The organism is Amycolatopsis anabasis (genome assembly GCF_009765355.1).
In the GTDB taxonomy this organism is placed as follows: domain Bacteria; phylum Actinomycetota; class Actinomycetes; order Mycobacteriales; family Pseudonocardiaceae; genus Amycolatopsis; species Amycolatopsis anabasis.
Genome location: NZ_VTHK01000172.1, coordinates 1 through 946, shown reverse-complemented (window position 1 = coordinate 946; position 946 = coordinate 1). Strand labels below are relative to the sequence as shown.

The following is a 946-nucleotide window of genomic DNA, read 5'->3' as shown; positions in this document are numbered from 1 at the left end:
CGGCTAGGGGCTCGGAGACGGAAGCGGTTCAAGCACGTCGTTTGCGGGTCGAAACAGAGCGAGGAGGCTGGGCTCGCATGTGGTCGCGGACCCTGCCCATGATGCCGCCGAGGACATCTAGGTCCTTTTTGGACAGTGGATCGAACAGCAGGTCGCGCACAACGTCGACGTGACCGGGCAGGATCGCGGCCACCCGGTCGAGGCCGGCCCGAGTGATCGTGACCAAAGTGGCGCGTTGGTCGTCGGGACTGGTGGCACGGGTGATCAGCCCGGCCTTCTCCAGCAGCCCAGCTTGATGGGTCAGACCGCTGCGGCTGTAGACGACGCCGTCGGCGAGGGCGGTCATGGTCAACTGCCGATCCGGGGCATCGGCGAGCCGCGCCAGCAGTTGGAACTGGACGTAGCTGAGCTCGCCCGCCGCGCGCACCTGCTGCTCGACAGCGTGATGCAGCAGGCTCACCGACTCCATGAGCGCGAAGTACGTGTCGAGCTGTTCGGGTTCCAGCGCTGCCATGCCCTCATCCTAGTTACTGCGACTTCGAACCATCGTGACCCAGCTCACCAAGCGAAAGACTTGCTTCGAAGTCAAAGCAAACTAGCCTGGAAATAACTTCGACATCGAAGCAATACGGGAGGCAGCCATGAAGGCAGTGCGCTATCACCAATACGGCGGCAGCGACGTGCTGGTCTACGAGGAGGCCGAACGGCCGACGCCCAGCGAGGGCCAAGTGCTGGTCCAGGTCGCGGGCACCACGTTCAACCCCGCGGACATCGGCATCCGGACCGGAGCCTTGCGGGAGGTGTTCGCCGTCGAGTTCCCGCACATTCCCGGCATCGACGTCGCGGGAACGGTCGCCGAGCTCGGCGACGGGGTCGACGGCTGGCGAGTCGGTGACGCCGTCGTAGCGTTCCTGCCGATGGACGCCGACGGCGCCGCCGCCGACTA

2 protein-coding genes are annotated in these 946 nt (G+C 65.4%); one reads left to right on the top strand and one right to left on the bottom strand.

Annotated features, from left to right (window positions below; genetic code table 11):
• Positions 1-28 precede the first annotated feature (28 nt).
• Complete coding sequence (locus tag FXO23_RS50570; RefSeq protein WP_158896363.1) at positions 29-514, bottom strand: MarR family winged helix-turn-helix transcriptional regulator; 486 nt, start codon at positions 512-514, stop codon at positions 29-31.
• A gap of 127 nt (positions 515-641) precedes the next feature.
• On the opposite strand from FXO23_RS50570, the gene FXO23_RS50565 reads away from it, so the two are divergent.
• On the top strand, positions 642-946 hold a 305-nt coding region (locus FXO23_RS50565; RefSeq protein ID WP_158896361.1), incomplete at its 3' end, for an alcohol dehydrogenase catalytic domain-containing protein.

Coding starts and splice junctions, on each gene's coding strand:
- FXO23_RS50570 (WP_158896363.1), bottom strand. CDS start 514: ATGGCAGCGCTGGAACCCGAACAGCTCGACACGTACTTCGCGCTCATG.